This window comes from Wolbachia endosymbiont (group A) of Phasia obesa (assembly GCF_964028125.1).
Taxonomy (GTDB): Bacteria; Pseudomonadota; Alphaproteobacteria; order Rickettsiales; family Anaplasmataceae; genus Wolbachia; species Wolbachia pipientis.
On the sequence record NZ_OZ034764.1, the window covers coordinates 1,011,275 to 1,038,273 of the forward strand.

A 26,999-nucleotide genomic window follows, 5' to 3' on the forward strand; every position below is an offset into this window, starting at 1 on the left:
TTTTTTGAAATGGAAAGCAAGCTACGCGAAATAGTACTTGACACTGAAACGACAGGTCTTGACACTGAATCTGGTCATCGAATTATTGAAATAGGGTGTGTGGAATTAATTAACCGCATTCCAACAGGTAAAGTATTCCATCGGTACCTTAACCCAGAAAGAGATATACCTTATCACTCGTTTAAGATTCACGGTATTAGTGAAGAATTTTTAGAAGATAAACCATTATTTTCAAATGTTGCACTTGAATTTCTTGACTTTATATCTAATGATATTTTGGTAATTCACAACGCTGAATTCGATGTTAAGTTCCTTAACATGGAGCTAAGCAAGCTGAATGCTGGGTTAATTTCCTCAGATAGAGTGCTAGATACATTACCTCTTGCGAGGAAAAAATTCGCAGGATCACCTGCTTCTTTGAATGCATTATGTAAGCGTTTTGATATATCGCTAGAGAATAGAGAATTGCACGGAGCACTAGTTGATGCTCAATTGCTTGCAAAGGTATATGTTGAACTTACAGGAGGGTTACAAACCTTTCTGTTTGATAATCAATGCAATCAGGACAGTAACTCTACATTCGTTCAGCATAAAGTGCGTAATCTAACTCCCAGAGAACATTCACCAAATAGTGAAGAAATTGATGAACATAAGAAACTGTTAGACAAAATTAACAATACACTTTGGAATAAATATATTGAATAGGTCAACTAATAAAGATACAATTTAATTTTACTGAGAGCACCCTAATGGTAAGGTTTATAAGATTGTTATCTAATGTGCTAGCAGCATTAGCAGTTGTTTTTTTAGGTTATTGTTATTTCACTAAAAAAGGCATATTTGCCCCAGCAGCGATTCACAACGCAGAAGTTAAGATAGGCGGAGATTTTTCTTTAATTAATCAGGACGGACAGATCCTGCGCAGTAGTGATTTTAAAGATAAATACATGATGATTTTCTTTGGGTTTTCCTCATGCAAAAGAATTTGCCCTATGAACCTTGGGATAATTTCAGAAACACTTGCAAGGTTAGATGAGAAAACTAACAACAAGCTACAAACATTTTTTATCACAGTTGATCCTGAGCGCGATAGCACGGAAAGACTTAAAGAATTTCAGCAGCAATTTGACCACAGAATACAAATGTTAACTGGTGAAAGAGAAAAAATAGACGAAGTAATTGCAAAGTATAAAGTATATGCTAGCAAAGTTGGTGGAGAAGAAGAAATCAACCATTCTTCAATAATGTACCTTATTGGCCCTGGAGGAAAATATGTTACACACTTTGCAGCTGATTTAAATTCAGACGAAAGTCAATCTGATAAGATTTTGGCTGAGATCAGAAAATACGTAAACTGAATTATAGATTTTTCTGTTAATTAGTCGAACACGCAACTGCATGAGCGTTATAATTTAATCTCCATCGGGAAGACACATTGGAATGACACTATTTGCTGTTTTCAAAAATAAACATTCGTAAAATTGTGCTTTTAATATGGGTTATCAGTTTAAAAATGTTGCTAATCAGCATATATGAATGTAATATTAATTAACATTCATAAATGAAGCAATACCATGGAAAATAGTTATAATGCCGATGCAATAAAAATCTTAAGGGGTCTTGATGCTGTAAGGAAACGTCCAGGTATGTACATTGGTGACACTGACGATGGATCTGGCTTGCATCACATGGTATATGAGGTTGTTGACAACGCAATAGATGAATCTTTAGCTGGATATTGTGATAAAATTGAAGTTAGCATAAATAAAGATGGTTCAGTATCAGTAACCGACAATGGTCGTGGCATTCCAACTGACATTCATGAAGAAGAAGGAATATCAGCAGCAGAGGTAATAATGACTCAACTCCATGCTGGTGGTAAATTTGACAGTAATACCTATAAAGTTTCTGGGGGATTACATGGTGTTGGAATCTCAGTTGTGAATGCATTATCAAGCTGGTTGGAATTAACTATTTGGCGCAATAAGAAAGAACACTTTATGCGTTTTGAAGATGGTGAGTCTATTGAACCTTTAAAGGTAGTCAACGAAAATACAAACAAAAGAGGAACTAAAGTCACGTTCATGCCATCAACAGAGACTTTTAATGGCATTAATTTCAGTTACTCAACGCTTGAAAGTCGTATAAGAGAATTAGCATTTTTAAATTCAAATATCGACATTACTTTACGTGATCTGCGCAATGAACCATATACAGAATCTCATTTCAATCAGAGCAATCAATCTAAAGACAATTTTGGTACAGCAAATTTTGTGCAGTATTTAGATAAGAATAAGACACATGTAACTAAAATTGCCAGTATGAAAGGAGATGCAGACGATCTTGGCATCAGCTTGGAAATATCGATGGAATGGAATGATTCCTACTATGAGAATATGTTGTGTTTCACTAATAATATACGGCAACGAGATGGTGGTACGCATTTGGCAGGATTTAGATCTGCACTAACTAGATGTATCAATACCTATGCAACTAATGAAGGGTTTTTAAAGAAAGCAAAAGTAAATTTAACTGGAGAGGACGTTAGAGAAGGTTTAACTTGTGTTTTATCTCTTAAGATGCCTGATCCTAAGTTTTCTTCACAAACAAAAGATAAACTAGTTAGTTCTGAAGCACGTGCAGTTGTAGAAAGTATAGTTTCTGATAAATTGAGCACAATCCTTGAAACTGATCCCAAATTGGCAGCAAGCATAGTAGAAAGAGCAATCAGGTCAGCAAAAGGAAGAGAAGCTGCAAGAAAAGCGCGCGAGCTAGTTAAAAGCAAAAACAATATTGATATTGCAACTCTGCCAGGAAAGCTTGCTGATTGTCAGGAAAAAGCTCCTGAGTTATCGGAATTATTTATAGTAGAGGGTAATTCAGCAGGTGGTACTGCAAAGCAGGGGCGTAATCGTAAAACACAAGCAGTGCTTGCCTTAAGAGGAAAAATTCTAAACGTAGAACGTGTAAGTTTAGATCGTATTTTTTCATCTGCAGAAATAGGCTCTTTAATCACTGCAATTGGTGCTGGAATAGGGAGTGAACACTTCGATATTGAAAAAGCTAGATATCATAAAATTATCATCATGACAGATGCAGATGTTGATGGTTCACATATAAGAACTTTGATTCTAACTTTCTTTTTTAGACATATGCGTGAAGTTATTGAAAAAGGTTACTTATACATAGCACAGCCACCCCTCTATAAAGTTACAAAGAATGCCAAAGACACTTATATTAAAGATGACGAAACTTTTGAAGAGTATATAATAAACTCAGCAGTTAAAAGATTAACACTAAGTGGTACAGCTACAGAATTTAACGACTTGCGCCTTATTTTGAATAAATGCGTTAGCATTTCTAATATTAGCAAAAATTATGATAGAGAAATACCACAAAATCTCCTAGAGTCATTGCTAATTTTAAGCAAAAAGAATGCTCTATCATCGGCTGATGAGATATTAAAGTATTTAAAATTAATGTACAGCGAATACACTTGGGAAGTAGAAATAAAAGATGAAGAAAAAGAAATTCACATCTCTAAATTGTTTCAAGGATTGGCAGACAAATATATATTTGCACTTAGTATGCTTGAAGGCAAAGATATGCAAAGCATATTAAGTTTGCTTGATGGTATAAGTAATTTATTTAATGGTGATTCATTTTTAAAGTCACAAGAAACTGAAATAAGAATCACTTCTCCAAGTACGCTTGCAAAAATAATAATGGACTATGGTAAAAAGGGTTTAACTCTGCAGAGATTTAAAGGTCTTGGTGAAATGAATGCTGATCAGCTATGGGATACTACGTTAAATCCTGAGGCTAGAACTTTACTGAAGGTTGAAATAAAAGATTGTGAAGAAGCTGATTCCATATTTTCAATACTAATGGGTGATATAGTTGAACCACGCCGTGATTTTATTAATAGCAATGCACTCAACGTGCATGATGTTGATATTTGAACTTTTAGCAAAATGTACGAACGTTACGGGTTTAAGCAAAGACTGTGTCATTCAAGTAGCTGACACTGGTTCCTTTATAACGGTGTCATTCCAGTGCTTGACACTGGAATCCAGGTTGCTCACAAGCAAACTAGCATAGAAAGTGGTTACAACGTTTTCGATGAGATTGCAGAAAGGCTGGATTCCAGTGTCAAGCACTGGAATGAAAGCAGTCCTACGTCATGCCGCGATTCATTCGCGGTATCTCTAGATCCCGCTAACAAGCAGCGGGATGACGGTTGTCAGGGTGTCTCCCACTACCTTCTCCTGTCATCCCAGTGCCTCCCTCCCCTGTCATCCAAGTAGCTTGACACTTGTATCTTTATGATGTGAGGCATTAGAGCTAAAATACCTCACAGGGAGGGTGAAGCTGATGCGACGCTAATGCCATTAAGGCCGAATCCCAGATTTTGCTTCCCTCCCATAGAGTTATAGCTCTTCTCATAATAATCCAAATAAGGTAAGAATGGATTTATGGTAGAGGGGTTTGTATGCCAGCAGCGTATAGTTACGACTTAAGGAAAAAAGCAATGGAAGCATTGGATGAAGGAGAAAGTAGAGCAACTGTTGCCAAGAGATTTAAAATTGGAAAAACGACTTTATATGAGTGGCAGAAAAGGCGTGAGGAAACGGGAGATTTTCAGTCAAAAAAGCCTGGAAGCGTAGCATAAAATTACCGACTGGAATGTCTTCACCGAATTTGCAAAAAACCATGGTGGCAAGACTCAGTCAGAGATGGCCAAACTCTGGAGTCGACAAATGATTCACCGCGCACTTAAAAATATTGGATTTACAAGAAAAAAAGACCTACGGATATAAAGAAAGAAATGAAGAAAAGCGAGCTCAATTTGCAAGGGTTATAGCGACAAAACATCGTGATAATCTTGTATATATTGACCTTACCCAGAAAAAGTGGAGAGAAAGTTTGGAATGTTTTTCACAAAGAGAATGATGAATCAAAATGCTCAGGAATGCAATAGTTAATAGTGACGTTGTTTGTTATAAAAAATTTCTATGTATTCAAATATTGCAGTTCTAGTTTGTTGAGCAGAGTGTTGTGAAGTATCAATAAGTATTTCTCTTTTCAATGAGCTAAAGAAGCTTTCCACAACAGAATTGTTGTAACAACAACCTTTATGACTCATCTATGTTTTTTATGGATAAGAGATATTGATAACCTTGCGAAGTATATTGTGAACCTTGATCACTATGTAATAGTAGATTTTTGGCAGGTTTACGCTTGTTAACGTCCATTAATAAAGAGTCCATAACCAATTGTTTATTTATTGAACTGCTCATTAACTACCATGCGTGAATATAGATCGATTATTGTTGCCAAATATAGCCATCCTTCTTTGGTTTTTATATAAGTAATCCCATACTTTATTTGGTTGATCGACAATAAAGTTTTGGTCTAATATATTGGGAGCTACTGTCCGTTTGTTGTTTCTTAATTTTAAATTTTCTTCTCAATATAGCCTGAATACCATTTTTCTGCATAATACTTTGCACTGTTTTTAAGTTGCAACTTTTACCCAAAGCCTTTAATTCAGCATGAATTTTAGGAGCTCCATATCTACATTTAGAAGCTTGATATATTTTTTGAATATCTGCTAATAACTCTTTATTTGCTGATTCTCTACTGCTTATTTTCCTTGTAGTCCACTTATAGTAGCCACTAGCAGAAAACCCTACATAATTCCTGCACTTTATAGTGTTTACTATGCTCTTTTATGAAAAAATATTTTACTCTTTTTGACTGGCCAGGGCTTTTTTTAAAATGTCTCTTTCTCTTGTTACTTTTGCTTTGTAAATCAAATCTCTCTTTGTCATAAGGTGCTACATCTGGAAATGCATTTGCCGCTGACTTTTTTTCGTTATATTTCTTCATCCATTTTCCTAATACACTATCCCTTATTCCTAGATCTCTTGCTACTTTTGCAACTGTTTGACCTACCTTTCTTTGTTCATTTGCCAGCTTAACAGCTTCCAATTTGAATTCTGCCGTATATTCTCTTACCATTTCTAATCCTCCAAAATTTTATTTTACCCGAAAAAACTCTTTTTTTTCTCTCCACTTTTTCTGGGTAAGGTCAAATGCTCCATCCCTTCCTGTTAATGGTCTGCCTTCCCTTATTGATGACAGTATATTTGCTTCCAGTTCTTTGTAATCTACCAAACCGGTAGTTCTGTTTACTACTTTCTGACTCATTGTCAAACCTCCATTTTTTTATATCAATTTATTACTTTTTTTTCGGTTTGACACACTTTTTTGAACCATACGCGTCAAGTTAAGAGATTGTGAGCAAATTTAGAGAGGTTAAAGTGGATACTCTAGCCCTTCTACGTTTGTCTTTTAATGAAAATCGCGACCAAGTTATAGTGAGTTTTTTAAGAAATGCTTTTAAACTATTAATTTTGGTTAATACTAAAAATAACTCTCTAACCCGCCTTTTTAGCTCAATAAATGCCTTTGTTAAGCTAAGTTCTGTATTCTTTTTCACTTCTGTGCAACCAACTATGCCGTGAAATATAAGAATTGCGCACAATTTAGCATATAGTTCACATAATACTCTGCATGGCTTTCCTTTTAGCTTATCAAGCCTGATATGGCTTTTATACAATTTAAATAATTTGCCACCTTACTCTGTAAATCGTTAATACTTGCTCAGCACTAATTTTATTTTCTGGAACATTAGTTATACCAGTTCAACAATTTTTGATTTCTTTTAGAGGATCCTGCGATCTTGCTAATCTATTAGCTTTCCTTCTTCTGGCCATATTCAGTTAGTTTCTGACATATAATTCTTACTCTAATTTTTGCTTCTTTTCCTAACAATACCTCGTTTTCTAAAAATCTCTAAACATTCTAATAACTCCATTTTTTGATTTGTTTCTACATCATATACGTTGGTATCGACGACTTATGAAATAAGCTCCTATTTCATTGATTTGTTTAAAAGAACTTGGCACAAAATAACCGAGATCAGATATTAGCAAATCATTGCTTGATATATTACTTAAATGTTTCCTATATCCCTGGTCTGATCTTATTCCCTCCGTTAAATTAAGTTGGTCTATTATCTGATTCATGTAATCGAAAACTAATTGTAACTTTATTCCAGACTTAGTATTGCTTTCATAGCCACTGTAGCTAGTACCATAACCTTTATACATCTCTTCCATACTGTTAGGTAGAGTAATATAGCTACTGTCCAATAATTTAACACTATTAAATTGCTGTAAGATTTTGCAATCAACTTGCAAGATATTTTTAAAGAGAATCACAGATTCATTATACATCCTTTTCATAAATTCCACTGCTTCTTCAGTAAATCTAAAATCCAAACCTTGTTTTGTTATATCTATCGAGTCCTCGTTTAGTAATTGACACATTGTTTCTACGCTACAATTATCAACTCCTATATTACCCAAGACCATGGCTTTTACGTATGATGAACCTTTTAGCTTTCTCTTTCTTTTTATAAACCTTGTTGTAATTGAGATTTTCTCTGCTTTTTCATTAAAAAATTCTTTGAGCTTTTTTGATAAGCAAGTTATTTTATTCATTGGTTCTCTCACTAAAAGTATATCTGGGAGAACTTATACCTTATTATTCTATCTCTTTCATACCTTTATTTCCTTAACTTGACGCATATGCTTTTTTGAACATTCCCAACGAAAAAAGAAAAACAAGGTCTAATTTTCTTTTTTATTTGCGATTTATCTATTAATTAACCGTGAAAGGTTACGTGTAATGCTCCTTCACATAATTATCAATAATTGCCTTAAATTCTTCAGAGACATTATCACCTTGTAAAGTTTTGAAATATTTGCCGTCTTTGTAGACTGCTGAAACAGGTTTTTCTCCATATCCAGGCAAGCTGATTCCCAAATTTGCGTGTTTGCTTTCTCCAGGACCGTTTACTATGCATCCCATAACAGCAATGCTCATATGCTCTACACCTGGATTTTTTTTCTTCCATATCGGTATATGAGTTTTTATATAGCCATTCACCTCTTCAGTTAATATACGAAAACGATCGCTACTCGTGCGCCCACAACCAGGACATGAATTAACCTGAGGGTTAAAGTATCGCAAGCCTATAGACTGCAATATTTCCTGACACACCACCACTTCATTAGTACGCGATTCACCAGGACGTTGAGTCAAAGAAGCCCGTATTGTATCTCCAATGCCATTTTGCAATAAATAAATAAGCCCTGCTGCGGTATTTACCACACCTTTATTGCCCATACCAGCCTCAGTTAAACCCAAATGCAGCGCATAATTGGAAGATTTTGCAAGTGCCATATAAACTAAAATTAAATCTTGTACTTTGCTAACTTTACATGAAATGATTATTTTGTTTGAATTTAGACCAATTTCTTCAGCTTTTTTTGCACTATCAAGAGCAGACATTACAAGTGCTTTGCGCAGTATAACGTCAGAAGGCCTTGAATTACTAAGCGAAGAGTTTTCATCCATCAATTTTTGCAAAAGGTATTTATCAAGACTACCCCAATTTACCCCAATTCTAACCGGAAGATCGTGCATTATTGCATACTCTATAACCCTTTCAAACTTCTCATCACGTTTGTTGCCAAAACCTATATTGCCTGGGTTTATCCTAATTTTACCCAGCATTTTGATGTTGTCTGGATAATCTTGAACTAATTTATCTAGCTCATACTGACCACAGCCTACCAATATTTTACCGTCAAAACCTTCTTTATTTATCTCTTCTACTATATAAGGTATTGCTCTTGCTACCTCCTCTGAGTTCAAGGCAATTCGCACCAATTCTGAACCTGTACGCGCTAGTTCTGTTATCTCTTTTGCATAATGTTTTGCGCTACTTTTTATATTATCAGAATCTATATGCACGCCAAGCGCCATAGATTGTACAACTACAGGATTATTTCCACCTATCTTTACTTTTCCAACTTCTACAACATGAGTCTTGTGCCTGGAAATCGGCAATAATTCATATGCATCATCATTCAATATTAGGTCTTTATCTAGCATATTATTAATGGCCAATATTGTGATACTATTTTACTGTGTCAGCTACACTGCCAAATGAACTCGAACCATTCAAACTATAAGCATCTACGTTATCCAAATTAGCAATAGAATCATGTGAGCATGTTTTTCTTGATGGAGTTTTTTTTATAGTGATATTCATAGGAGAAACTTTTTTTTCTCGTGTTGAAGTAACTTTCTTCTCTTCTTGTTGTTCACTTTCATGCTGCTTATTTTCATACTGGAAAACTGGCTCTTGATCTATAAATACAGCACCCCTTAAACGCGCGATATTAATACCATGCTGATTTATCATAGCGCTCTCTTCATCGTCGACTATGCACGCTTCCATGTCATTTGGCTCATTATCAAGACTAGCAATTTTTTTCTCTTTTAATTTTTTGATTAGATCTTCTTTATTTATAGCTCGATCTTGTGACTTTTTTTTCTTGAGCAATTCCCTACGCTTTTCATATAGCTTATATGACTCAGCAAAATCCTCATCTGTATGAAAGCTTGCACCACCAGGGTTACCAGGAGGTATGTATCTCTTACTGAGCTTAGATTTAGCTTCAGCACTATGCACAGTAAAAAAGCTAGAAACCAAAAACATTAATATAAACAAGACTTTAGAAAAAATCCTAAGCATATGGTGCTATAGTAAATATCGTGTTTTAAAAGATAGCAATTAACAAACTTTAAGTAAACCAGAATCTTTACTAACTTTACAATACAAATATTTTTCTAAAAAGTGATATGTTTACTATCAAAAAATCTACATAGGCTAAGAGAAGAGGAAGGTGTTACAAGTTGCGTAACACCTTTTCAAGAAAAGTGTTATACAACTTAGTTTGGAGTGTATAAGCTATTCTGTTGCACTTGAGTATCAACTTTATCATTAAGTTTTGTGTCTGGCGTATCTTTAGACAAGTTCTTTTCTTTCTCCCTTTCACACTTAACTCTCTGATAGATACAGAATGCAACAAAACTAGTTATCGCTATTACGGCAACAGCAGTGGCTATGGTACAAATTAGTAGTGTTTTTTCTTGATCTGCTACTGCCTCTGCAAGTGTTTCCACTTTTTCTTGTAGGCCGTTTAAGTGCTCTTGCATAGCTTGAAACTGCTCAGTACCAATCTTGTCTTCTAATGCACTAAAAACTTTTTCAAACTGCTCATCATCTATCTTTTGAGCTTCTTGCCATTCTTTTAATGCACCAAAAACTTTTTCAAACTGCTCAGCATCGATTTTTTGACTTTTTTGCAATGCTGTTATATCTAACCTATCATTGCCAGACAAACTATACCAAGCATTACTAAAAACATTTGACATTTTAACCCCCTAGTTAATTAATATATTATAATTTTACATTCCCAATGTTTAAATTATTATTAAATTAACTGTCATTATGTATTGACCTTTTAATAATTTTGTTTGACTTGCTTTTTAAAAGTGCGAAAACTTAAATTAAGGTACTTACGAAATACATGAAGAAAAATGCTTATTGTATTTTTGTAACCATTAACACTTAATTCTACAATTCTTTGATCTCACTCATGGAGAGGCCAGTAAACTTAACAATAGTGTTGACATCAACATTATTAGCTAGCATTGCTTTTACGACTTCAATTTTTCCTTTCCGTACACCTTTCTCTTCAGCAAGATCAAGTCTGTATTCAAGGATAGCTTCTTCTTTCTGTAGATCCATCACTCTTTCTTCATAAGCTAGGAGATCTTTTTCACTCCAGTGAAACTTGTCTAATTCATCGTATGCTAGCTTTATTATTGGTGATTCCTCTGCAATTTTCTTTAGATCTTCATCTGTCGTTTCTTCTGCATGCTTAAAAAAGAAGCACCACCTTTCTATTGTGCTTTCTAGTTCCTCCACTCTGCTTTTTGAAAATTTAGGTAATTCTATAAAGACAAATTGAAAATCTTTTAAGTAATGGCCGTTGGTTTTTATATCACGTATATTGTGAGTAGAAATATACTCAACCTCTTCAGGGAATAGCATACCATTGGAAATAGCAATGAAGAAAACCTTCTTTAAATTAATGTAATTTTTATCAGCCTGCCTTGAGTAAGCCTTAGCAGCATAGAGTTGTGCGCGCTTTTCAAAGCCCTTGTCTCTAGCGAGCTGCATCTCAATTATATATCTTGACCCACTAGAATCCCTGCAAAGAACATCAACTATACTTTGTCTATCAGAGGCAATTTCAGGGTCCATAATGGTGCTTAAGAATTCTACTTCTTGTATAGTATTGACTTCAGTACATCCTAAAATATCATTTAAAAAATGGATAAGAATATTCTTATTTTTTTCAGTACCAAAGATTTTCTTAAATGTTAAATCTAACTTTGGATCGAGAAATTTAGAAAGAGCCATGGCAAGAATGCTTGAAAATATTAATAATTATACACTATTATTAACAATTATTCAATTATATTTTTAAGGAAGACAACTTTTAACTTTGTAAAAGATAGCCAAGAAAGTTGCATTTGCAGCAAATTTTAAGATACCCATCTATGGCCTAACTTAACGCGCATGAACGTTCTCAGAAGCCCTGTTATTCTACTAATATCTCTCTCTTTCCTGAATAATTTGGAGCACTGACAACACCTTCTTTTTCCATTCTTTCAACGATGTTTGCAGCTCTGTTATAGCCTATTCTAAGTTGTCGCTGAATGTAACTGGTTGAAACTTTTTGATCTCTTTGAATGATGGCCACTGCTTGATTGTAGAGGTCGTTTTCTTCATCCTCTGTTTCACCTTCTGATTCCACAGAAGAATTTTCATCTTCTTTGGTAATTTCCTCCATATAATTTGGCTCACCTTGCATTTTCAGATGATCAACTATATCTTGTACCTCATCATCGCTCACAAATGGGCCGTGAATTCGAATAATCTTACCACCAGAGGCCATATAAAGCATATCACCCATACCAAGCAATTGTTCAGCCCCTTGTTCGCCAAGTATTGTGCGACTATCTATCTTAGAAGTAACAGCAAAACTGATTCTCGTTGGAAAGTTCGCCTTTATCACACCTGTGATCACATCCACAGATGGGCGTTGTGTTGCCATTATGATGTGTATTCCTGCAGCACGAGCCATCTGAGCTAAGCGTTGAATAGAGCACTCTATTTCTTTGCCGGCAACAAGCATCAAATCTGCCATTTCATCTACAATCACTACAATATATGGGAATGTTTCCATTTTAATCGGCAGCTTTTCAAACAAAGGTTTGCCTGTTGTTGAGTTAAAGCCAATCTGCACAACGCGCTCCAATTCTATTCCACTATTCATCGCTTCTGTGATTCTTTGGTTATAGTTTATTACATTGCGCACATTTAAATAGGACATCATGCGATAGCGGTTTTCCATCTCTTTTACTATCCACTTAAGAGCGACTACAGCCTTTTTTGGCTCTGTTACCACTGGCGTTATTAGATGCGGTATTGCATCATATATTGAAAGCTCAAGCATTTTTGGGTCGATCATTATCATCTTACATTCATCAGGACTTAATCGATAAACGAGTGAAAGAATCATAGTGTTAATCGCAACTGATTTACCAGACCCTGTGGTTCCAGCAACGAGCAAGTGGGGCATTTTAGTTAGATCTGCAATAACTGGTTTTCCACTTATTTCTTTGCCAAGCGCAATTGGGAGATTTAAGTTTGCATTTTGGTATTCTGGGGATTCAAGCAAATCACGCAGCATTACAATTTCCCGTTCCTTGTTCGGCAACTCTATTCCCATAGCATTTTGCCCACGAATTATTGAAATACGTGCAGAGAGTGCACTCATCGAACGTGCAATGTCATCTGCAAGGCCAATTACTCTTGCAGATTTCGTGCCAGCTTGTGGTTCAAGTTTGTACAAAGTCACAACCGGCCCATAGCATACACTGATAATTTTTCCTTGCACGCCAAAATCACTCAGGACTTGTTCCAGCAGAGATAAATTTTTATTGCTCTCCATTTCATTCAGCTGCTTTCTCTGCAAAGACTCCTCTGCTTTAGAAAGTAAATGGATACTTGGAAACTTAAACTCACTTAAAACCTCCTCGGTAGCTTTTTTCTGTCTTTCTTTTGGTTGTTGTTTAGTAGTGATTTTAGTTCTATGTTTTTCTTCTACTACTAATGGTGCAATTGAATACTCAGTAGTTTTATGTGATCTGAAGAATGGAACATTTACAAATAAGCAAGCTATTTTTTTACATAAGAAGAATAGAGAGTAAATTGTTCTCTTCCAACCAACAGATCCTACAAGACCTATTGATGTTACTATCACAAATATATAAAACGGGCAGTTATTAATTAGTGCATTCCCTATTATTCCACTGTGTCTGTACCTTGCAGTGATGCCTAGCGAAAGTTGTGGTAGTATAGCACATATCCCTAAATTGATTAATATTAAATAGAGAATTTTTAGCAGCCTTTTTGATGGCCTGAAGATCAACAAGTAAACTATGGTTGTAGCTATTGTAACACTAGTTAATCCAAGAAATTGAACCAATATATCAGCTAAATATGAACTTACTATTCCACCTAAATTTGTCACTTCCTCATTTGTAGCTGTGTTTAAGGAAGGATCTTTATAGTTATAGCTAAAAACTGATATATATATATATATTAAAAGGGATAGATATATTGCTGATTTTAGATATTTTTTTAACATCTACCTAAAGTAGTAAGCTACTGTATATTTTACAAAGTGAATTGTTATTAGCAATATCATTATAGATAAATCTAATCCGTTGAACGGTGGTATATATCTTCTAATAATCTTTAGTGGTGGATATGTCAATTGGTTCAAGATGTGCATTATGCTACTGACAGTTTCATTATATATGTTCACCATATTAAGTTTAACCAGCCAGTTTAGGACAACCCAACATATTAGAATGAAGCTATAAAGATCAAGTAACGTATTGAGTAGATATATGATTGGATGCATACATATCTATTACACGAAAGTTATATAAAAGACAAGTATTTAGCCTTTTCAAACTCAAAATGTTGTTTTTGCTGAACCAAAAAAAACTTCATTTTTTGAGCTGCGCAAAGCCACCTAAAGTAGAGAATGGACAAGGAAGGAGGGGTGTATAATATATATTAATGTTGATATTTATTTCTTATAAATATCATCTCTATGTCCTATCTCTGTGATAGTTACTATATGATCTAATTGATTTACTCTGTAAATTACACGATAGTCACCAACTCTTAGCCTTCTACATCCTTTTAAGTTATGATGTAGTGGTTCACCAAAATTTATTGGGTCAACTGTAAGACGTTCTTTTATAGCCTTTTGAACTCTTAGCCTTATTGTCTTTGGAAGGTTTGGTAAATCTTTTTCAACAACACTCTTTAGAGACTTAACCTTGTAACGCTCTAATCCCACTTAATATCTTCAAAATCAACTGTTTCTGCACCTTCAACATCACGCTCATCAGAAATTTTAGATACTAAAAAATCCTCCATTTCAAGCTCAACTGCTTCTCTAAATAGTTTTCCTGCTAATTCTTGAACGGGCTGTTTAGTAAATTCAGATAATTCAGCAAGATGCTTTAAAGTTTCTTCGCTAAGAGCTATGTTAATGCCTGAATTTGCCATATGTTTTACCGAACTCTACTACTGTAACAAGTATACAACATTTTTTTTAATTTTTCAATAAAGAAAGTTGATGATACGTAAGAAAAATTTTGCCACCTGCGTTAATAAATAATTAAAAATTTAGCATATTTATCTACCCTCTATTCTATTACTTAAGTTAGACCACTTTTTTCTATTAATATTTTTTGTTTATAAAGATGAGCAGTTACTCATCACGCAGTTGATCTATGGATATAATACTACCGTTTGATAGTTTTTCAGTACATTTTTCACTTTTGTATTCTTTATCAGAGTCGATACTGATTTTGTCAAATATTAAAACATCTCCTGAAATTTTATCACGAAACTCACTAATAGCAAAAAACGGTATAGTAATTCGCTCTTGTTTTCCTTGAAAACTCAAACTGACGCTAAATTTATCCTCAGAAACTTTTAAATCATAGAATTGATGCTGTAATATAATAAGCATTTGAGTAGGGTATGACTTTTTCAAACGATCTGGCATGGTCACACCATTAAAATATGTGAAAAATAATATTTCTAAGTGAGGGATAAAACCATTACCTGATATAACATCTAAAGTCTTTTTGATAACTTGAAACTTAGCAGAATTAAGCAGTTTTTTGTAATCTGTTTGCTCCATATAACTTTCACATACGTAAATTTTGGGGGAACTTCTGTTACCCGGCGTTCCCTAAACCGTGCTTTAGTAATAAACCGGTTGTGCTAAATTAAGCAGCAACACGATATTCTTCAGCAGCAAAATTATCGTTTGCATTTAAATTATGAACTCTTAGCGGTGGTGTCTAACCGAGCAAAGCTACCATCTTTACTATGCATGTCGATCCTTAATCGCCCCCGTATAATTAAAAAACATGGTGGAGGCGCCGAGTACTGCCCTCGGGTCCAATACACCTATTACAAGGTAATTTTATTGCTATAGTACACAAAATGTACATAGCTATTATATAGCAACATTAAATAAATGTCAAGATATTATGACCTTAAGTTGATTTATTGCTAAAACAAAATTAATATTTCCAGTAAAAAATTCTGTGCTCTTAACCTGACACATATGGCTTTTTGAATACTCCCAATGAAAATATTTATAAATAAATATTTACTCTTCTTTTTTATTGTTTTTAGGTTTTTCTTGATCAACCATTTCTCCACCGATCTCTTTTATTTTTAGTATCAACGACTCTGGTACATACATGTCAATTACTTCTTCTGCTGTCACAAATAAAGCCTGATAAGAGTGTGAATTTATTATCCAATTAGGCAATATGTCTTCTGCTTCTATTTTATACTCTCCCTCTTTTTTGTCATATACTGTGTAGCAATATAAGTGCACAGCAAAAAATAATACATAAGAGAGCAATATTCCTTTAAGCACTCCGAGAAAGATTCCAGTAACTCTATCGATAAACCCCAACCTTATGGGTAATAATATGTACATTAGCCAGTTATTTATTATCATGAATATAAGATTAAGTATAATAAATACAGAGATTGTAGAAAGTATGTTTAGTGTAACTTTAGAATCAAAATATTTACTATAATTTGGAGTGAAAAAATCATAGTGATTAGCTGTCAGAAAGACCGATAAAAATAGAAACATTAGTGCGCATAGCTCTTTTATAAAGCCTCTAGTTACCGAGATTATTACGCATAGAACAACAATGAAGATAATTAGGCTATCGAAAAGCATGTTTTATATCTATATGGTTTTCAAGATATAATAGTTGTAAATAACAAGGTTGTAAAATTAATTGTATTTATGCTGCATCAATTGATCTAAATACCTAGCGATCATGTCAATTTCTAAATTCAAATAATCATTTACTTTGTTGTACTGAAAAGTTGTATTTTCCCATGTATAGGGAGTGATATTTACTGTAAATTCCTGATTAACAACTGAATTCACTGTGAGGGAAACCCCATCTAGTGTAACGGAGCTTTTTTTTGCAACAAATTTAATTAATTCTTGTGGGCACGATAGTTTGATTTCATGAGAATCTAAATTTTGATTAATTGTTAAAAATTTTACTATCCCATCAACATGACCCTGAACCAGGTGGCCATCGATCTTATCGCTTAATCTCATTGCTTGTTCGAGATTTATTTTTTTTCCTATTCTCCACGTATTTAAGTTAGCAACCTTCATAGTTTCTTGAGATGCTTGGACTGTAAATGTATCGCTCATTATATCAACAACAGTTAAACACACACCAGAGCAAGCTATTGAATCTCCTTTATTTATAGAGGATAAATTTTGTGTCTTGATATGGAAAATTTGATCAGAGTTGGAGTGAGTGGTAGTATCAGTTATAGTCCCGATATCCGTGATAATTCCTTTAAACATATGGTGAAAATAAATAATTTTACCATGAAAAATTTTTTACAACAACTTATTTCTATTTTGTTATAGTTAAAGTAATTCTGGTTTACCGACAATTTAAAAAACGACAAATTCGTCATCCCGCTACGTGTTAGCGGGATCTAGAGATACCGTGACGGTATGACGTAGGAAAACTGAGCCTGCACTAGCTATAGGCGCGAGAAAGGGGATCGTTTTCACTTACTTGCTTAATAGATTCTATAGAATATTCAGAATATATAAAGCGAGCTAAATTCAAAATACACAGCGCGATTAATATTGGCAACCCTATGTTCAATGCTAACCCAATACTTTCCCTTTTTTCTGGTGGCACTAATCCTTTTAACATTGACACTTTTCCTAATGGAAAATGCCATAAGCAAAGTGTTGATGCAGATGCTACTATTATAAATAGACAAAAATAAGCCTTTTTTGAGGAAAATACAGTTTTTAACGGTGATTTGAGTGTAATGTTAGTAGGTGGTAGAGTTTTAGCTTCATTTGTTGCTGGTGAAAGATCTTTAATTGGTAAAGGGTTTGTAGATTTATGAGGAGTATTTTCATGTTGTGGAGAAGGTTGTTGTATATAAACACCTGAAACTAATTTAAGCAATTGCTCTTTTTTTCTATATACTTGTTTTTGTAAATATTCTTTACCTAAAAGTGAGTTACTAAGAGGTTGTGGCCTTTCGAGTATCTGTAATACTTCTGATATTTCGCCTGGCTCTAATATTGCATGTAATTGTTTATCTTGAAAGTAAACAATATTGAATACTGAGCTGAAAATATTGCAAAATGTTTCTGGATCTTGATTTTTGTATCCACTCATCACTTCAATAAATATTTTATCGAGCTTTTTCCCCCTGTGCTCAATTTGGTTATCTATCACAGCTACTCTAGCATCATTTCGTGCTTGTTTTATGGTAGATTGTTTTTCTTCTTCTGGTAGTTCTTGAGATTGCTTTTTCGATTTTTTTCTATTAGCTTTAAAATACTCTGTGTGCGAAGTAGTTTGACCTACATTCTGTTCTGCTTCTTGAGGTATTGGATTTTCTATACTACCCCCTGTCATCCGAGTAGCTTGACTACTTGGATCCATGTTTCTTTTTTCCTGGTCAAACGCTGGAATAACACCAAATGGTATATTGTTGCTCTGTATAGAAAATTTTGGCAATTGTTGGGAAAAGAATTGTGACGTATTAAAAAAATTGGGTAGACAGAAAAAAGATCTAAACCAGAAAACGTTTTCATGCATTGCAGCAACTACTATCGAAACACGTGTAACTTGTTTTCCATTATTTGTTACATCGAAGCCAAATGAGCCTGTAACTGGTACGATTTGTTTATTTTGTGCATTTTTTTGGTTAGTTTCACTCTGTTCTTTTTTGTCTTCATTTTCAGTTTTTTCTGCATGTTGTAGCTTTTCATTTAGAAATAACTCGATTTGGTACAAGTTGTCCAGGTTAATGTTTTCAACGTCTGTTTGTAGCGTTATCGTTGTGCCCTGCAGAAGGATTTGAGGCGGAGCACTATTTACGAATTCTTCTACAGTTTTATAACTGTTAGTTTTACAGTAGTTATTATATAGTTCACTGCTTTCTTTGGGCACTTTTATGTTGGCTGTAAATTTTTTTTCCCGGGAAAGGCAGATTTTGAAAAAATCAATTAAAGGGTTTATTCGAAATAATCTTATATTAAAGGTGTCTTTATCTGTTGCTGTTAGCTCAAATGAAAATTTTTGTATATTGCTTTCAATACTTCTCGAGCGAATAGCACTGATCTTAATTGTTTCGCTAGAAAATGCTTTACTTATGTTTCTGGATTTTTCCTTAAAGAGCTTAGGTAAATCCTCTATTTTATACTTATTCTTAGTTTCAGTGTTACTGTTGTGCATAGTTGATACAGCAAATTCATCAACGCAAAGGTAAATAAAAAAGATTAATTAGTCAATAAATTAATAATCAGAATAGGGCAATTTTTCGGATTGTTGATGATATTTAAAATTTCACTATAATGAAAGTTTAAGCCAGCGTTTTTAAGATGAATAAAGAGTTATTAGATGACATACTTTCACTTGAAGATAAAGCAGTTTCCGAAATTGAGAATGCTTCTTCTTTGCAAGATTTAGAAAAAGTTAGGCTATTATATTTGGGAAAAAAGGGTGTAGTTAGAGCGTATTTTGATAACTTAAAAAAGATAGAAAATGCAGAGAAAAAGCGTGATTTAGGTGCAGTGATTAACGCTTTACGTGATAAGATAGATCATCTTATCATGAATAGGGAAAATGTGCTAAAAACAGAAGAAGTTAACTTTAAATTGCAGAACGAGGCGGTTGATATCACGTTGCCCGTTAGACCAGAAAAAATGGGCAAGGTCCATCCACTCAGTAAGGTTATAAATGAAGTAAAGCTTATTTTTGCACATATGGGTTTTAAAGCAGTTGATGGCCCTGATATTGAAGATGAATTTCATGTATTTGATGCACTGAATACTCCAAGTCATCATCCTGCGCGAGAGGAGCAAGATACCTTCTACTTAAAGAACAAAATAGATGATAAAAGAATGGTACTGCGCACTCACACCTCATCTGTACAGATTAGAACCATGGAAAAAACAAAAAAGTTCCCAATTAAAATAGTAGCTGCAGGTAGAGTATACAGAAACGACTTTGATGCAACTCACACCCCTATGTTCCATCAAATAGAGGGGTTATATGTCGATGAGAATGTCAATATGGGCCAGTTAAAATTTACTATTCATCACTTCCTTAATAAGTTCTTTGGCGATAAAGGGCTGAAGATACGTTTTCGTAATAGTTTTTTCCCTTTTACCGAGCCTTCTGCGGAAGTGGACATAAGTTATAAAGGTAGTAAATGGATAGAAGTACTGGGATGCGGTATGACGCATCCAAATGTATTTCAAAATGTTGGAATAGACCATACTAAATACAACGGTTTTGCGTTTGGCATTGGTATAGAAAGGCTTGCAATGCTAAAATATCAAATTAGCGACTTGAGGAGCTTTTATGACAACAAAATCAGCTGGCTTGATCATTACGGTTTTCATTTTTCATCTTTAAGATAAGTGATAAGTAAAACTCATACGTTCGTTATACTTGCTGCAGGGCATGGCAGGCGGATGAATTCAGATTTGCCTAAGGTCCTACACAAAATAGGCAGTTTTTCCATGCTCCAGTATGTCATTTACAATGCAAAACAGTTAAATCCTGAAAATATTGCTGTTGTAGTTGATCAGCCTTTAATTGAAAGACTAAAGTGTTTTAAGGATATACAGTTAATTACACAAGAATTAACACTTGGCACGGGAGATGCGGTCAAAACTGCGATGAGAAACCTAAGAGAATTGCCAGATTCAAGCATAGTTGTTGTGCAGTATGGGGATACTCCGCTCATAAAAAGCAGCACAATAACTAAAATGATTAGTTATTTAGAAGGCAAGGCTCTAGTTTGCCTAGGTTTTAGGACAAGCAATAAAGAATACGGTAGGTTAATTATTGAGAATGGTTCCTTAAGAGAAATCGTAGAAGCAAAGAGTGATAAAAATAATCATGAAGAATTTCTTGCCAATGCTGGAATAATGGTGGCATGTGCAAAGAATTTACGTGAATTGGTGGAGAAAATAGAGTGCAATAGCTCAACTCATGAATATTACTTGACCGATATAGTTTCCATTGCAGTGAAGAGTAATTTAAATGTCGGTTACGTTATTACCGGTGGAGAAGAAGCAACGGGAATAAATAACAGAAATGACCTTATAAAAGCTGAATTTTACTTTCAAGAAAATAAAAGAAAAGTTTTTACCGACTCCGGAGTAACGCTTGTTGCACCAGAGACTGTTTTCTTTTCTCTTGATACGCAAATTGCCAGAGATTCAGTTATTTACCCATATGTTTTTTTCGGTACTGGAGTGAAAATAGAGTCTGGTGCGAAAATACTGCCATTTTCGCATTTAGAAAATTGCTTAATTAAAAGTAATGCTGAGGTCGGTCCATTTACCAGAATACGCGGAAACACAACAATTGGTAATAAGGCAAAAATAGGAAATTTTGTGGAAGTGAAAACAAGTGAAGTTGGTCAAAACACTAGAATAAAACACTTAAGTTATATAGGAAATGCTAAAGTAGGGCAGGAGAGTAATATAGGAGCAGGCACTATTGTTTGTAATTATGATGGGAAAAATAAACATGAAACGAATATAGGGAGCAATTGCTTTGTTGGCGCCAATAGCTCACTAATTGCGCCGCTTAATATTCATGATGAATCTGTAATTGCAGCAGGTAGTGTTATAGTTGAGGATGTACCAGAAAAAAGCCTTGCAATAGCAAGAGAAAAGCAAGTAACTAAGAGAATAAAGTAGTCTAATTTAATTATGTTGTTGTGTCATTTTTAATATTAGACTTCTTGCATAACCATATAACAAACTTTTATTGGGAATAGAAACAAAAAAACTTCCTTGACAAACTCCGCCAGCCCCCTTATCATAACAGTGAAGCTATTGTATTTGCTTTCGCCAATCTGCAGATTAAAAGGTAAGGATTACTTAATGTATCGGCGTCTTATATTCAATTTTTTGCAGTATATAGATACTGTATGTCTTTACAAAACTTCATCTACATCTAGATTTTTATCTAAATAAGCTGAACGCGCTTATAAAGCGTTACAAGACATCAAAAAATGCCAATACTCGACAGAGATAGTAAAAGACTAGCTAACTCGGGGATTCTTTGTCTTTTTTTCTGCTTAGTAAATTTCTTAAACATTTGCAGCGTAAGTTAGTTGCAATTAAAAGCGGCTGAATCTCGCTTGTCAAGCGTTTAAAACATAAAAAACGCCAATATTTTAAAGCGGATAATAACCACGGGGCTTCTTTTGCCTTTTTTTTTATTTGGTAAATTTCTTAATGTTTATGGCTAAACGACAACCGTCATCCCGCTGCTTGTTAGCGGGATCTCTTGTTAGCGGCTGAGATACCGCGAATGAATCGCGGTATGACGGTTCGCGGTGGCATGATGTAGGACTGCTGTGACACCATTATAGAGTGAACCAGTGTCAGCTACTTGCATAGAAAATGTTTATGACTAATTTTTAGATCAAACATGGAATTTCGACAAACTTAACTTTTTTGTGAGACTGTTCAACAATAATAAATAAATTGAGAGGAAAGGTTACGGCAATGGAAAAGAAAAAGTTTTTTGAAATAATAAATGAGGTAAGCAAGAGTGAAGGTTTAAATGAGAATAATTTACTTGAAAGAATAGGAAGTGAGCTAAAAGATGCAGACTCAATAGTATATAGCACTTATAACAATTTGAAGATAGATAAGATGTTCAGTATATTAGATTCAGACAAAATTGTAAATTATATGTTGGTACATCTTGCTGTGGAATGTAACAGTGTACCAATAGTAAAACTCCTACTAGCAAAGGAAGCAAAAGTTAATGAACCAATATATGAACTTGATGAAGCTAAGTCTAAGCTAACTGCTTTGCACATTGCTGCTTTGCATGGTCATCAAGAGATAGCTCAGCTTTTATTGAACAATAACGCAAATCCTTCACTAAAAGATAGTCAAGGCCGAACTCCAAGGGATATTGTCGGTGATGTAAAAGGTAAAAAGGCTATAATAAAAATGTTAGAGGAAGGAGAACAACGTTATGCTGAGACAAGAGCTACGAGAAGACAACCTTATAGACAAGGCACTTTACCGCAGCCTAATAATAAAACTCCAGGAGATTCAGCTATGGGCGGAAATAAAATAACTGCTGCAGTGCAAGCATGGAACGCAAGAGATCAGAAAGAGAACAACGGAATTACACCAAACAGCAGAAAAATCTATGTACAAGATGAGGATGAACAGACTTCTTCAAACTCAATCACTAATGAAAACAATATAAACAAAGTAGATGATACATTAGAAAGAGAACTGGCTAAAAGAGATGCTGTGGCGCAAAAGTTGCAAGAGGCAGAACAAAGACTTGCCAATAATCAGAAGCGCATAGAACATAATGACTTGCACAGTCAACATCCAGAGCAGTATACTACATATAATGGGGAACAGACCTTTTTAAATAAAAGTAGTAGTGACGACAGTGGAATATGTTTTGATGGAGATGGATCTGAAGCTTTAGGCCAATCTATATTAGAAAATGGAGAAGACATTGATGCACAAGATAAAGATGGCGTGACCCCTTTACATTGGGCTGTTGCAGATAACAATAAAGAATTAGCAAAACTTTTGATAAAACATGGAGCAGATGTTGATGCACGAAATAGAGATAAACATACCCCTTTACATTATGCTGCTGTGCATGGTTATGTAGAGATTGCAAAGTATCTAATAGATAATGGAGCAAATGTTAATGCACAAGATCAAGATGAACATATCCCTTTATACTTTCCTGTTACAAATGACAATAAAGAATTAGCAAAACTTTTGATAAAATATGGAGCAGATCGCTCATTGATAAAGGATGAAGACCTAATAGATAGACTAAACAGTATGTGTGATCAGCCATCTGAGGTTGTACCTAGTACCTTTTCTCATTCCAAAACACACAACGCAACGGAAACTCCAGAAAAAGCAGAAAAGGTTGAAAAACGTAAAGCTAAGTTAAAAGAATTACGTACTCAGCTAAAGGATGAGCAGAAAAAGAATGAATTGCTAAAACAAAAAATACAAGATCTAGAAAGTAAAAACACAACGCTTAATAGTGAATTAGAAAAAACAAAAACTAAAACAGACGAAGTACCATTAGAAAAAGCGCAAAAGGAACTAACAGAATTGAAAAGTTATATCACTGGACATGGAGCTAGGCTGGACACACTGGAGAAACTCAATGAAGAGAATGAATCACTAAGACAAGAAATAAAAAATCTAAAAAATGAAAACACAACACTTAAGGGTGAATTAGAAAAAACAAAAACTAAAAAAAACGAAGTACCATTAGAAAAAGCGCAAAAGGAACTAACAGAATTGAGAAATTGTGTCACTGAACATGAGACTAAATTGGAAGTACTGGAGAAACTCAATGAAGAGAATGAATCACTAGAACAAAAAATACAAGATCTAGAAAGTAAAAATACAACACTTAATAGCGAATTAGAAGAAAACGAAAATAAGCATTCTAAAACAAAAGTGTTGTTAGAAAAAGCGCAAAAGGAACTAGCAGAATCAAAAAGTTGCATAGTTGGACATGAGACTAAGTTGAAACAATTCAATAAAGAGAATGAATCACTAACACAAAAAATAAAAAGTCTGGAGAATGAAAACACACCACTTGAGGGTGAACTGGGCAAAACTAAAACAAATGAAGTGTCACTAGAAAAAGTAGGAAAAAGACAATTTTCCCCAAAAGTTGCCTACGCGAGCCTTGCAGCTATGTTAGCAGTAGGTGCTGCTCTTAGTATTGCTTCCGGATTGTCTGTTCTATTAATAGTTGCAGCTTCTGTGGTATCTGCACTGATAGCCGGTGGCATTACATACACAATATCAAAACCCATCGCTCCTGACACTGAATTGAAAGAAGTGAATATTCAAGGTTCAGCACAACGGTGTTTGTAAAACTTAGCACCTACATCTGTACGAACATTGCAGTTTGCAGGTGGCAGATGCAAGTAGCTGCACTGGAATCTATAACTAACCCAATAAAGGTTTCCCAGCAGTCCTACGTCATACCGCCGCGAACCGTCATACCGTCACGGTATCTCTTAGCATAGATCCCGCTAACAAGCAGCGGGATGACGAATTTGTTGTTTTTCAAATTGTAGGTAAACCTAAGCCACTTTAGCTATAGTAAAAAGTATTTGCAAGTTACACAGTAGTGTGAATTTTTTACTTCGGTAGTTTTTCATTGTCATTATAATCATAATAGTAGTTGAGTTTAATTGATATGAAAACTTTTACGAAAAATTTTAAAAATAACGAAAAAAAGCTAGAGGAGTTTAATAAGGAAATTGAAGATATAACAACTATAGCTCAAGATAAATTTGCACATGAACTTGAGAACATCGCATATGACAGTGTGCAGAAATTTCGCAGTCTGCTTGCTAAAGAGTTAAACTCCACCTTCAATAATATTCATTCTCAAAATGTCAATCTACTAAAATCTAGCCTAGTTGAATATGCTATAAGTTCAAATTTTATCAACAAAAAAGGAGAAACAGCTTTAATACGTTCTCTTCTTAATGTATTCATACGATAAAGCACTCAGAGTTGTTGCTGCGCCAATCTAACTTAATGTTGCATGCAAGCTGCATAGCTAAAGTAAGTAAGATTTGCCCCATGCTATCACGAGGTAAACCTTACTTATTCTAGCTATATCAAAAAGGAGGGTTATTATGTCAATAAGATCTACTTCACCAAGAATATCTGTGCAACGTAAATCTAAGCCTGAATCTTTTCCAGTTACTTTAGAAGAGGTTAAATCTTTTTTACGTATTGAGAACAACCAGGATGATAAGTTGATTTCAGATCTAATTTTTATGGCAACTGATTATGCTGAGTGGCATATGGAAAAGTCACTAGTAAAGCAAACATGGCAAGTTTCATATGAAGATTATGTACCTCGTAGGATCTATTTAAGCTATGGCCCTGTGAGTAAGATAGTATTGGCTACTGCAATGATGTCTAAAAATCAAGAGAAGAGAACACTTAAGTATTATTTTAGTGATGTAGGGGGCTACGTTGAGTTTTTCAATTGTTTGAATGCAATAAGAGTTGATGTTGTATACGAGGCTGGCTATGACAATGTTCCTGAGCAGATAAAACTAGGTATTATGCGGCATGTTTCTGCTCTTTACAAAAATCGTGAATCGGAGGTAAGTAGCCATTTATCTGAAGTGAAGAAGGTATATTCTCCGTTTCGCGAACCAAAGGTTGTGTTGTAGCTCTTTCTTGTCATCCAAACTGGGCTACTACGTCATACCGTTACGGATAGATCCCGCTAACAAGCAGCGGGATGACGAGGTATAAACCTTATCGTCATACCGCGATTCATTCGCGGTATCTCTTAACATAGATCCCGCTAACAAGTAGCGGGATGACAGCAGTCCTACGTCATACCGCGATTCATTCGCGGTATCTCTTAGCATAGATCCCGCTAACAAGTAGCGGGATGACGAGTTTGTATCGGGAAATGCTGCTTATGTTTTAGCTATATATCTTTACGAGGATTCATTATGGAAAAAATTCAAGCTATAAATGAGTTGTACAATAGCATTTATGCAGCACTAAAGGCAAATTCTGATTTAAGAAAATATGTTACTAACATTTATGACTACTTACCTAAACAGGTCACCATTCCTTACCTGAGATTGCGCGCAGTGAATTATAGCAACCTGCATATGCTGTCCAATTTTGCTACAAAGGCAAGATTTTCATGCGACATATATACTTATCATATAGACAGTATGTTTGCCATTATAAGGCATATTAACTTGATACTTAAGAGCATTGAAGGTTTTAGTAGTGAGGTCATTTTAGAAAGTAATTGTGCTATGGATCAGCACGATGAAATTTTACATTCAACAATTAATTTTGATATTTTAATAAAAGGAGGTGATAATGAGCAAATTACAGCTAAAAATTAAAGATCATGACAATAATTTTATTGTGTTAAATAATATACGAAACCTAAGGTTTACTTTGCGTAATAACAGAGAAGAGGTAAAAGATATTTCTTCTTTTGGCTGGAGAAAAGTATTGGATTCTGCTGGAAGCAGACATATTACGATAAAAATTAATGGAATTTTAGACTCTGTATTAGCTGATGAATTATTACGTAATTCTGCTATGCTAAACTCTAATAATGATTATGAAATTAGTTTTAAGGCTAAGGAAAAGATAAGGCTTAGGTGTTCAGTTGAACTGTATGAGAGGTATTATGACCCCGCTGCTTTTGACAGTTTTACTGTAATTTTAGCGAGTGCTGAAGTTGTAAACGCTTTTCATTAA

General features: G+C 34.5%; 26 protein-coding genes, 1 other RNA gene and 3 pseudogenes. 12 read left to right on the top strand and 18 right to left on the bottom strand.

Features of this window, described 5'->3' with window-relative positions; genetic code table 11:
* Positions 1–9 precede the first annotated feature (9 nt).
* From dnaQ to ABWU29_RS05045, 5 genes and pseudogenes are all read left to right on the top strand, one after another.
* The gene (gene dnaQ / locus ABWU29_RS05025; protein ID WP_015588837.1) at positions 10–705 is read left to right on the top strand and encodes a DNA polymerase III subunit epsilon; all 696 of its coding nucleotides are present in this window, start codon (positions 10–12) and stop codon (positions 703–705) included.
* A gap of 44 nt (positions 706–749) precedes the next feature.
* The gene (locus ABWU29_RS05030) at positions 750–1,358 is read left to right on the top strand and encodes an SCO family protein (RefSeq protein ID WP_015588836.1); all 609 of its coding nucleotides are present in this window, start codon (positions 750–752) and stop codon (positions 1,356–1,358) included.
* A gap of 216 nt (positions 1,359–1,574) precedes the next feature.
* Positions 1,575–3,962: a DNA topoisomerase (ATP-hydrolyzing) subunit B gene (gyrB, locus tag ABWU29_RS05035; protein WP_141456810.1), complete on the top strand. Its 2,388-nt coding sequence runs from the start codon at positions 1,575–1,577 to the stop codon at positions 3,960–3,962.
* 93 nt (positions 3,963–4,055) lie between these two features.
* Entirely contained in the window at positions 4,056–4,307 is a 252-nt protein-coding gene (locus tag ABWU29_RS05040) for a hypothetical protein (protein ID WP_174516921.1), read from the top strand.
* Between the two features lie 185 nt (positions 4,308–4,492).
* Positions 4,493–4,899, top strand: a pseudogene (locus ABWU29_RS05045) (IS630 transposase-related protein); the annotation flags it as partial.
* An 82-nt stretch (positions 4,900–4,981) separates the two neighbouring features.
* Here ABWU29_RS05045 and ABWU29_RS05050 read toward each other — a convergent pair.
* From ABWU29_RS05050 to ABWU29_RS05135, 18 genes and pseudogenes are all read right to left on the bottom strand, one after another.
* A complete protein-coding gene (locus tag ABWU29_RS05050; protein ID WP_081600771.1) occupies positions 4,982–5,146 on the bottom strand; it encodes an IS3 family transposase in 165 nt (54 codons plus the stop codon).
* Between the two features lie 238 nt (positions 5,147–5,384).
* Positions 5,385–5,726, bottom strand: coding sequence for an IS3 family transposase (locus tag ABWU29_RS05055; protein WP_095866567.1), 342 nt, complete (start codon positions 5,724–5,726; stop codon positions 5,385–5,387).
* On the bottom strand, positions 5,680–6,024 hold the full coding sequence (locus tag ABWU29_RS05060; protein ID WP_353280162.1) for a transposase: 345 nt from the start codon (positions 6,022–6,024) through the stop codon (positions 5,680–5,682). Before ABWU29_RS05060 ends, ABWU29_RS05055 begins: the two co-directional genes overlap by 47 nt.
* Before the next feature lie 45 nt (positions 6,025–6,069).
* Positions 6,070–6,213, bottom strand: a pseudogene (locus tag ABWU29_RS05065) (IS256 family transposase); the annotation flags it as partial.
* A gap of 79 nt (positions 6,214–6,292) precedes the next feature.
* A pseudogene (locus ABWU29_RS05070) lies at positions 6,293–7,571 on the bottom strand (IS4 family transposase).
* A gap of 178 nt (positions 7,572–7,749) precedes the next feature.
* The gene (gene ispG, locus ABWU29_RS05075; RefSeq protein WP_015588834.1) at positions 7,750–9,030 is read right to left on the bottom strand and encodes a flavodoxin-dependent (E)-4-hydroxy-3-methylbut-2-enyl-diphosphate synthase; all 1,281 of its coding nucleotides are present in this window, start codon (positions 9,028–9,030) and stop codon (positions 7,750–7,752) included.
* A gap of 25 nt (positions 9,031–9,055) precedes the next feature.
* Positions 9,056–9,676, bottom strand: coding sequence for a TRP75-related protein (locus ABWU29_RS05080; protein ID WP_015588833.1), 621 nt, complete (start codon positions 9,674–9,676; stop codon positions 9,056–9,058).
* A 197-nt stretch (positions 9,677–9,873) separates the two neighbouring features.
* Complete coding sequence (locus ABWU29_RS05085; protein WP_353280199.1) at positions 9,874–10,359, bottom strand: hypothetical protein; 486 nt, start codon at positions 10,357–10,359, stop codon at positions 9,874–9,876.
* Positions 10,360–10,561: 202 nt separating this feature from the next.
* The gene (locus ABWU29_RS05090; protein ID WP_015588831.1) at positions 10,562–11,413 is read right to left on the bottom strand and encodes an Rpn family recombination-promoting nuclease/putative transposase; all 852 of its coding nucleotides are present in this window, start codon (positions 11,411–11,413) and stop codon (positions 10,562–10,564) included.
* Positions 11,414–11,594: 181 nt separating this feature from the next.
* The gene (locus ABWU29_RS05095; RefSeq protein WP_141456784.1) at positions 11,595–13,709 is read right to left on the bottom strand and encodes an FtsK/SpoIIIE family DNA translocase; all 2,115 of its coding nucleotides are present in this window, start codon (positions 13,707–13,709) and stop codon (positions 11,595–11,597) included.
* On the bottom strand, positions 13,710–13,988 hold the full coding sequence (locus ABWU29_RS05100; protein WP_006279515.1) for a YggT family protein: 279 nt from the start codon (positions 13,986–13,988) through the stop codon (positions 13,710–13,712).
* Positions 13,989–14,159: 171 nt separating this feature from the next.
* Complete coding sequence (locus ABWU29_RS05105) at positions 14,160–14,435, bottom strand: type II toxin-antitoxin system RelE family toxin (protein WP_015588829.1); 276 nt, start codon at positions 14,433–14,435, stop codon at positions 14,160–14,162.
* Positions 14,426–14,647 (bottom strand): hypothetical protein, encoded by a 222-nt coding sequence (locus tag ABWU29_RS05110; RefSeq protein WP_006279415.1) that lies wholly within the window; start codon positions 14,645–14,647, stop codon positions 14,426–14,428. The genes ABWU29_RS05105 and ABWU29_RS05110 overlap by 10 nt, the downstream gene beginning before the upstream one ends.
* 205 nt (positions 14,648–14,852) lie before the next feature.
* Entirely contained in the window at positions 14,853–15,290 is a 438-nt protein-coding gene (locus ABWU29_RS05115) for a ClpXP protease specificity-enhancing factor SspB (RefSeq protein WP_006279412.1), read from the bottom strand.
* A gap of 22 nt (positions 15,291–15,312) precedes the next feature.
* Positions 15,313–15,643, bottom strand: a transfer-messenger RNA (tmRNA) gene (gene ssrA, locus ABWU29_RS05120).
* Positions 15,644–15,767: 124 nt separating this feature from the next.
* Positions 15,768–16,358, bottom strand: coding sequence for a CvpA family protein (locus tag ABWU29_RS05125; RefSeq protein ID WP_015588828.1), 591 nt, complete (start codon positions 16,356–16,358; stop codon positions 15,768–15,770).
* A 57-nt stretch (positions 16,359–16,415) separates the two neighbouring features.
* Complete coding sequence (locus tag ABWU29_RS05130; protein WP_012673066.1) at positions 16,416–17,012, bottom strand: riboflavin synthase; 597 nt, start codon at positions 17,010–17,012, stop codon at positions 16,416–16,418.
* Positions 17,013–17,193: 181 nt separating this feature from the next.
* Entirely contained in the window at positions 17,194–18,921 is a 1,728-nt protein-coding gene (locus ABWU29_RS05135; protein WP_015588827.1) for a hypothetical protein, read from the bottom strand.
* A 146-nt stretch (positions 18,922–19,067) separates the two neighbouring features.
* Here ABWU29_RS05135 and pheS point away from each other — a divergent pair, with 146 nt between their 5' ends.
* The 7 genes from pheS to ABWU29_RS05170 all read left to right on the top strand — a co-directional run bounded on the left by pheS (position 19,068) and on the right by ABWU29_RS05170 (position 26,999).
* Positions 19,068–20,111: a phenylalanine--tRNA ligase subunit alpha gene (gene pheS / locus ABWU29_RS05140; protein WP_015588826.1), complete on the top strand. Its 1,044-nt coding sequence runs from the start codon at positions 19,068–19,070 to the stop codon at positions 20,109–20,111.
* A complete protein-coding gene (gene glmU, locus ABWU29_RS05145; protein ID WP_353280202.1) occupies positions 20,112–21,404 on the top strand; it encodes a bifunctional UDP-N-acetylglucosamine diphosphorylase/glucosamine-1-phosphate N-acetyltransferase GlmU in 1,293 nt (430 codons plus the stop codon). It begins immediately after the preceding gene.
* Between the two features lie 816 nt (positions 21,405–22,220).
* Positions 22,221–24,608, top strand: coding sequence for an ankyrin repeat domain-containing protein (locus ABWU29_RS05150; RefSeq protein WP_264723573.1), 2,388 nt, complete (start codon positions 22,221–22,223; stop codon positions 24,606–24,608).
* A 328-nt stretch (positions 24,609–24,936) separates the two neighbouring features.
* On the top strand, positions 24,937–25,248 hold the full coding sequence (locus ABWU29_RS05155) for a hypothetical protein (protein ID WP_038199073.1): 312 nt from the start codon (positions 24,937–24,939) through the stop codon (positions 25,246–25,248).
* Between the two features lie 136 nt (positions 25,249–25,384).
* Positions 25,385–25,933 carry a head-tail connector protein gene (locus ABWU29_RS05160; RefSeq protein WP_015588823.1) on the top strand — a complete coding sequence of 183 codons (549 nt, stop codon included), beginning with the start codon at positions 25,385–25,387 and terminating at the stop codon, positions 25,931–25,933.
* 291 nt (positions 25,934–26,224) lie between these two features.
* Positions 26,225–26,635 carry a DUF3168 domain-containing protein gene (locus ABWU29_RS05165; protein WP_015588822.1) on the top strand — a complete coding sequence of 137 codons (411 nt, stop codon included), beginning with the start codon at positions 26,225–26,227 and terminating at the stop codon, positions 26,633–26,635.
* Positions 26,610–26,999 (top strand): phage tail tube protein, encoded by a 390-nt coding sequence (locus ABWU29_RS05170; RefSeq protein WP_174516995.1) that lies wholly within the window; start codon positions 26,610–26,612, stop codon positions 26,997–26,999. The genes ABWU29_RS05165 and ABWU29_RS05170 overlap by 26 nt, the downstream gene beginning before the upstream one ends.